Origin of the sequence: Saccharothrix coeruleofusca (assembly GCF_014648515.1) — a bacterium.
In the GTDB taxonomy this organism is placed as follows: domain Bacteria; phylum Actinomycetota; class Actinomycetes; order Mycobacteriales; family Pseudonocardiaceae; genus Actinosynnema; species Actinosynnema coeruleofuscum.
In genome coordinates, this window is sequence record NZ_BMRG01000017.1 from 158,454 (window position 1) to 164,567 (window position 6,114).

Here is a 6,114-nt window from a genome sequence, read left to right on the forward strand (position 1 = left end):
CCTCCCTGAGGAGGACCCCTGGGGTCGGTCTCGCGCCGGACGCCCCGGACCGGGGCGCCGACCTAGCCTGCTGATCATGTTGAAGGTGAGCTCGATCAGCCGGAGCTTCGGCGCGCACCGCGTCCTGGACGGGGTGTCGTTCGAGGTCCGGCCGGGCCGGATGACCGGCTTCCTCGGCGCCAACGGGTCCGGCAAGACCACGACCATGCGGATCGTGCTGGGCGTGCTCGCCGCCCACGGCGGCGAGGTGACCTGGGACGGCGCCCCGATCACCGGGGCGGTCCGGCAGCGCTTCGGGTACATGCCCGAGGAGCGCGGCCTGTACCCGAAGATGAAGGTGGGCGAGCAGATCGCCTGGCTGGGGCAGCTGCACGGGCTGGACCGCGCGACCGCCCGCCGCAACACCGACCGGCTGCTGGCCGACCTGGAGCTGTCGCAGCGGGCGGGCGACCGGCTGGAGGAGCTGTCGCTGGGCAACCAGCAGCGCGCCCAGGTGGCCGCCGCGCTGGTGCACGACCCGCTGGCGCTGATCCTGGACGAGCCGTTCTCCGGCCTGGACCCGATCGCCGTGGAGACGGTGCTGGGCGTGCTGCGCGAGCGCGCCGCCAACGGCGTGCCGGTGCTGTTCTCCAGCCACCAGCTGTCGGTGGTGGAGCAGCTGTGCGACGACCTGGTGATCATCTCCGGGGGGCGCATCGCCGCGAGCGGCGAGCGGGAGCGGCTGAGGGCCGAGCACGCCGCGCCGCGGTTCCAGCTCGTCGTGGACGGCGACGCGGGCTGGCTGCGCGACCTGGCCGGGGTGCGGGTGCTCGACGTGGACGGCCCGCGCGCGGTGTTCGACCTGGACGGCCGCACGGATCAGGAAGTGCTGCGCACGGCGCTGGACCGCGGCGCGGTCCGCAGCTTCACCCCGGTGGTGCCCTCGCTCGACGAGATCTTCAAGGAAGTGATCTGAATGGACGGCACGTCGTTCGCCTCGGCGACGCGGCTGGTGGCCGAGCGGGAGATCGGCTCGTTCGTGCGCATGAAGGGCTTCTGGGTCGGCTTCGGACTGCTGCTGGTGGGGCTGTTCGCGCTCGCGGTGCTGCCCACGGTGTTCGGCGGCGGGCGGTCCGCTGTGGCCGCGGTCGGCCAGGAGGCGCTGGCGGCGCTGCGGGACGCGGACCTGGAGGTGCGGGAAGCCGCCGACCGGGCCGAAGCGGAGCGGCTGGTGCGCTCGGAGGAGGTGGACGCGGCGGTCGTCGCCGAGGGCTCCGGGGTGCGCGTGGTCGCGCTGTCGGACCCGCCGGTGGAGGTGGTGGCCGCGCTGCGCACCGCGCCGCCGGTGGACCTGCTCGACCCCTCCGAGGTCGGCCAGGGCGTCCGGCAGCTGGTCATCATGGCGTTCGCGATGGTGTTCATGATGTTCGGCATGGGCGGTTCGGCCATCGCGCAGAGCACGGTGACCGAGAAGCAGACCCGGATCGTGGAGATCCTGGTCGCCACGGTCCCGATCCGGGCGCTGCTGGCGGGCAAGATCGTGGGTCACGCGCTGCTGACCATCGGCCAGGTGGTGGTGCTGGCGGTGGCCGCGCCGATCGCGCTGCGGCTGGGCGGGCACGAGGAGCTGCTGGCGCTGGTGGCGCCCGCGATCGGCTGGTTCGTGCCGTTCCTGGTCTTCGGGTTCGTGCTGCTGGCCGCGATGTGGGCGGTCGCGGGCGCGGCGGTGAGCAGGCAGGAGGACCTGGGGTCGAGCATGGGCCTGGTGCTGCTGCTGACCATCGGCCCCTACGTCGCGGTGATGGCGCTGTCCGACAACGCCACCGCGATGGCCGTGCTGTCCTACGTCCCGTTCTCGGCGGCCATCGCGATGCCGGTGCGGCTGTTCGCGCAGGAGGCCCAGGCGTGGGAGGCGGTGCTCTCACTGGGGGTGCTGGCGGGCGCGGTCGTGCTCGTGGTGATGCTGGCCGCCCGCCTGTACGCCGGGTCGCTGATGCACACCGGGGGCAAGGTCGGCCTGGCCAAGGCGTGGAATCGGGGCGAGTGAGCCGAGCGCCGCTGGGACACCCCGAACCGGGCGTTCGGGGTGTCCCAGCGGCGCACTGGGCCGGTCACGCGCCCAGCTGGGCCAGGCCCGCTTCCCAGCGCTGCCGCCGCTGCTGCGGGGTCTGCTCCCACCAGGGCGTCCCGCGCTCGCCCAGCGCCACCTTCGCCGCGTGCACCCGGCGACGCGCCCCGGCCTCGGCCGAGGCGTCCCCGGCGCGCAGCGCCCGGCCCACCTCGGCCCGCGCGGCCATGAGCGCCTTGCGCAGGCGGGCCGCGACGTCGGCGGGGATCTCCGGATCGGTGGCCCGCCACCGCCTGCCCCCGATCACCACGTAACGTCCGTCAGGGGTGCGCGCTCGGTCATCGGGTGCGGCGGCCACCGAGCCACCCTGCCACCCGCGCCCGCCACGCGCAGCGCGAGGACCCGGACCGGTGATGTGATGGTGAGGTGCGCGGGCGGATGCTGATCGGGTTGGCGGTGACCGCCGCTGTCGTGATCGCGGTGCTGGGCGCCGCGTTCGCCTTCCAGCGCAAGCTGGTCTACCTGCCCTCGGGCGACCTGCCGCCGCCCGCGGCCCAGGTGCTGCCCGGTGGCCGCGACGTCACCCTGACCACCGCCGACGGGCTGCGGCTGGCGGCGTGGCACTTCCCCGTCGAGGACGCGCGGGCCGCGGTGCTGGTGGCTCCGGGCAACGCGGGCAACCGGGCGCTGCGGGCGCCGCTGGCGCGGGCGCTCACCGCGCGCGGGCTGTCGGTGCTGCTGCTGGACTACCGCGGCTTCGGCGGCAACCCCGGCCGCCCGACCGAGGCCGGGCTCGCGCTGGACGTGCGCGCCGCCCGCGACTTCCTGCTCGGCACCTCCCCGCCCCGGCTGCTGTACTTCGGCGAGAGCCTGGGCTCGGCGGTGGTGGCCGAGCTGGCCGCCGAGCACCCGCCCGCCGCGCTGGTGCTGCGCTCGCCGTTCACCGACCTGGCCGCGGTCGGCAGGCGGCACTACCCCTTCTTGCCGGTGGGCCTGCTGCTGCGGGACCGGTTCCGCACCGCGGAGCACGTGGCGCGGGTGCGCGCCCCGGTCACCGTCGTCTACGGCTCCGCCGACACGATCGTCCCGCCCGAGCAGAGCCGCGCGGTGGCCCGTGCCGCGGGCGGCCGGGCGGTCGAGGTGCCCGGAGCCGACCACAACGACCCGGTGCTGCTGGACGGCCCGCAGCTGGTCGAGGCGATCACCGACCCCTGAACCGGCGTCGGTGCCCACCGCGCTGTCCGCGCCCGGGTAACGTGCGCCTCACCCTGCAACCGTTCGACCCCTGGAGTGATCGACGTCGTGAGCGGTCCACAGCCGAGGATCATCGGCAACCGGTACGCCCTGCTGGCCGAGCTGGGCCGCGGCTCGATGGGCGTGGTCTGGCGAGCACAGGACCACGTCATCGGCCGCAAGGTCGCCATCAAGGAGCTGCACCTGCCCGACGGCGTGCCGCCGGAGGAGCGCCAGGTGCTCCAGCAGCGCGTGCTGCGCGAGGCCAGGACGGCGGGCGCGCTCAACGACCCCGGCGTGGTCACCGTCTACGACGTGATCATCGAGGGCGGCCTGACCTACATCGTCATGGAGCTGGTGGAGGCGCAGACCTTGGACGCGCTGATCCGCCGCAACGGCCCCATGCCCGCCGAGCACGTCGCCACCCTCGGCCTGCGCATCCTGTCCGCGCTGCAGGCCGCGCACGCCGCGGGCATCGTGCACCGGGACGTCAAGCCCGGCAACATCATGGTGGCCCCGGACGGCCAGGTGAAGCTGACCGACTTCGGCATCGCCCAGGCCGTCGACGACCCCGGCCTGACGCTGAACAACGCCATCATCGGCTCGCCCGCCTACCTCTCGCCGGAGCGGGTGCGCGGCGAGCCCGCCACGCCCGCGTCGGACCTGTGGGCCTTCGGCGCGACGCTGGCCTACGCGGTGGAGGGCACGGCCCCGTTCCAGCGCACGTCCACCGCGTCCACGCTGCACGCCATCATGAGCGAGGCGCCGCGCCTGCACCGCGCCCGAGGCCCGGTGGCCACCGTGATCTCCGGCCTGCTCGCCCCCGACCCGAGGGCCCGGCTCACCGCCACCCAGGCGGCGGCGCTGCTGTCCGGCGGCGGCACCGCCCCGGCCGAGGCGGCCCCCGCCGCCCCGCGCTCCCGCGCACCGCTGCTGATCGCCGCCGCGGTGGTCGCGGCCCTGCTCGCCGCCACTGGCGGCTTCTTCGCCGGGCGCGCCGGCCAGGCGCCCGCCGCGGCCCCGCAGCCCGAGCGGGCCCAGGCCCCGGTCCAGGTGCTCACCTTCGGCAGGCTGGGCGAGATCCCGGTCTGGGCCATGGGGGAGCAGGGCTGCGGCACCGAGCCGCTGACCAAGGGCGTGCCGTTCGACTGGCTGCAGAACGTCGACTGCGCCCAGCCGCACAAGGTCGAGCGCTACGCGGCGGAAACCCCGTTCTACGACCTCGCCTCCAAGGGGCAGCCGGTGCCCTACCCCGGTGAGGACTGGATGCGCGAGTACGCCCTGCACTACTGCGACCTGCACGCCAGGACGATCCGCGTCGCCGAGGGCAAGCGGTCGGAGTTGGCGCTGACCGGCCTGGTGCCCACCAAGGCCGAGTGGGAGTACGCCGAGGGCGACGCCGTGGGCGCCAAGGAGGTCGTCTGCGTGCTCGCGCGCAAGGACGGCGCGGACCTCACTGGCAAGTCGTCCGGCTGACCCGGCGGTCGGGAGGGGCGGGGCCCCTCCCGACCGCCACCGGCTCACTGCCGGGTGAAGATCACCGTCTCCTGCTTGTTCAACACGTCGATCGCGATCACCCGGTTGACGTTCGGGTTCTGCTGCAGGATCGGGAACTCCGTCATGTGGAACACGTTGTCCGGCCGCCGCTGCGGGCCCAGCAGCACGTAGACATCACCCTTGGCGCCGTGCGCCAGGCTGGCCGACACGCTGTCCCACACCGCCTTGCCCTCCGGCGAGGTGTTGCCCCAGCCCGGCAGCTTGATCCCCTTGTCGTCGAGCGTCCCCTCCAGCGTGTTGCGCCCGTCCGCCTTGGCCATGTACTCGGCCTCGGTCATCACCGAGATCCGGTTGCCGTCCGAGTCGTACAGGCTGCCCGACCAGAAGAACGCGCCGTCGGTCTTGGTGTCCAGGATGTTGCGCAGGTTGTCGATCCACTTCTGGCTCTGCTCGGGCGTGAGGTTCTGCAGGTCGGCCCACGGCTTGCCGTCGATCGTGGTGGCGGGCCACGCCGCGTCGGCCTTGGGGCCGTCGGGCGCGGGCAGGTTCTCGCCGCCGGGGTAGCCCCTCGGGTCGAGCAGGTCGAGGATGTTCGGCGGCGCCATGACCGGCTTCACCGGCGGCGGCACCGGCTGCGGCTGCGGCGGGGTCTGCGCCGCAGGAGGGGACGCGGGCTGCGGCGCGGGCTGCGGCGCGGGCTTGTCCCCGCCGGTGACCACGGGCGGCGCGGCGTCGCCCTTGGGGCCGTGGCCGCCGAGCGGGTCGAGCGGGCCCGGCGGCTTGCCGGGACCGGGGTCCGGCATGGGCACCGCGGGCGGCGCCGGCCTGGGCGGGTTGGCGTCCGCGATGGGCTTGAGCGAGTCCGCCGCGGGCGGGGTGGGCGTGAAGATGCCCTGGGGCGGGCCGACCACGCCCGGCACGTTGGGCACCGCGCCCGGCCGCGGCCCGGCGGGCGGCCACATGGCGTTGACCGGGGTGGTGTTGGTCGACGGCGGCGCCACCGGCCCCCTGCCCGGAGTGCCCGGAGCCCCACCGCGCGGGTTGCCGCCGGGAGGGTTGGCACCGGGCGGGTTGATGCCGCGCGGCGTGCCGCCGGGCGGGGGGACGGCGGGCATCGGCGGGATCGGCGGCATGGCGCCCGTCGGGATGGGACCGGGGTTGGGCACGCCGTTGGCACCGGGGATGGGCGGCATCGGGGTGACCGGCGGTGCGGCGGGCATCGGAGTCGCCGCCGTGGTGGTCACGTCCGTGTTGCCCGGCGGCGGGGTGTACTGGGTGACCGGCGGGCCTGCCGGGGTGGGCGTGGGCGTCGGCGTGGGGGTGTTCGGTCCGCCGGG

General features: G+C 75.0%; 5 protein-coding genes and 1 pseudogene. 4 read left to right on the top strand and 2 right to left on the bottom strand.

Annotated features, from left to right (window positions below; translation table 11 throughout):
* Positions 1 to 76: 76 nt before the first annotated feature.
* Both IEZ00_RS29685 and IEZ00_RS29690 read left to right on the top strand, forming a co-directional pair.
* Positions 77 to 955, top strand: a complete 879-nt coding sequence (locus IEZ00_RS29685) for an ABC transporter ATP-binding protein (protein ID WP_189226650.1) — start codon at positions 77 to 79, stop codon at positions 953 to 955.
* Positions 956 to 2,026, top strand: a complete 1,071-nt coding sequence (locus tag IEZ00_RS29690; RefSeq protein WP_189226651.1) for an ABC transporter permease — start codon at positions 956 to 958, stop codon at positions 2,024 to 2,026. It abuts the gene before it with no gap.
* A gap of 64 nt (positions 2,027 to 2,090) precedes the next feature.
* Here IEZ00_RS29690 and IEZ00_RS29695 read toward each other — a convergent pair whose 3' ends face one another.
* Entirely contained in the window at positions 2,091 to 2,354 is a 264-nt protein-coding gene (locus tag IEZ00_RS29695; RefSeq protein ID WP_229796213.1) for a hypothetical protein, read from the bottom strand.
* 131 nt (positions 2,355 to 2,485) lie between these two features.
* On the opposite strand from IEZ00_RS29695, the gene IEZ00_RS29700 reads away from it, so the two are divergent.
* Together IEZ00_RS29700 and IEZ00_RS29705 are read left to right on the top strand one after the other, a co-directional pair.
* Positions 2,486 to 3,262, top strand: coding sequence for an alpha/beta hydrolase (locus IEZ00_RS29700; RefSeq protein ID WP_189226653.1), 777 nt, complete (start codon positions 2,486 to 2,488; stop codon positions 3,260 to 3,262).
* Positions 3,263 to 3,349: 87 nt separating this feature from the next.
* Positions 3,350 to 4,756: a serine/threonine-protein kinase gene (locus IEZ00_RS29705; protein ID WP_229796214.1), complete on the top strand. Its 1,407-nt coding sequence runs from the start codon at positions 3,350 to 3,352 to the stop codon at positions 4,754 to 4,756.
* A 44-nt stretch (positions 4,757 to 4,800) separates the two neighbouring features.
* On the opposite strand, the pseudogene IEZ00_RS29710 reads toward IEZ00_RS29705, so the two are convergent.
* Positions 4,801 to 6,114: pseudogene (locus IEZ00_RS29710) on the bottom strand (hypothetical protein); the annotation flags it as partial.

Excerpts from the sequence above, each read along its gene's own strand:
- IEZ00_RS29685 (WP_189226650.1), top strand. The coding sequence starts at position 77 with ATGTTGAAGGTGAGCTCGATCAGCCGGAGCTTCGGCGCGCACCGCGTC.
- IEZ00_RS29690 (WP_189226651.1), top strand. The coding sequence starts at position 956 with ATGGACGGCACGTCGTTCGCCTCGGCGACGCGGCTGGTGGCCGAGCGG.
- IEZ00_RS29700 (WP_189226653.1), top strand. The coding sequence starts at position 2,486 with ATGCTGATCGGGTTGGCGGTGACCGCCGCTGTCGTGATCGCGGTGCTG.